Origin of the sequence: Streptomyces sp. SID12501 (genome assembly GCF_010550245.1) — a bacterium.
Classification (GTDB): Bacteria; Actinomycetota; Actinomycetes; order Streptomycetales; family Streptomycetaceae; genus Streptomyces.
Genome location: NZ_JAAGLU010000412.1, coordinates 1 through 521 on the forward strand (window position 1 = coordinate 1; position 521 = coordinate 521).

Annotated in this window: 1 protein-coding gene; it reads right to left on the reverse strand. The window is 73.7% G+C overall.

The annotated features are described in order from the left end of the window. Positions 1-521: BTAD domain-containing putative transcriptional regulator (locus tag G3I71_RS46510; protein ID WP_275409441.1), on the reverse strand; the 521-nt coding region annotated here is incomplete at both ends.

A 521-nucleotide genomic window follows, 5' to 3' on the forward strand; every position in this document is an offset into this window, starting at 1 on the left:
GTGCCGTGTCGGCGTACAGCAGCACCGCCTTGACCCGCCGCTCGTTGGCCACCACCGCGGCCGAATGCTGGCGCAGCACCGGATCCGCGTCCGCGAGCACCGGCCCCCGCCACCACCGCAGCGCCTGCGTCAGCGACTCGTACGCCGCCCCCGGGTCCGGTGCGCGGTGCAGCCGTTCCGCCTGGGCCAGCAGCTCGTCGAAGTGGCCGAGGTCGATCTGGTTCCGGGACGCCTGGAGCAGATATCCGGTGGGCGTCCGGACGATGGTGGGCGCCGGAACGGTCCGCGGACCGCCCGGCTCCAGCAGCCGCCGCACCTGGCTGACATAGGTGTGGATCAGACTCTGGTGCGAACTGGGCGGCCCGGACGGCCAGAGCGTGTCGGTGATCTCCCGCTGGGTGGAGGGCTCGGGGTGCTTGAGCGCCAGCAGTCCGAGCAGCCGCCGCAGCATCGGACTGGTCACCGGCACGGGGTCCCGGCCGCGCTGGAGGGCGAGCGGCCCGAGGATCAGCAGCCGGGGC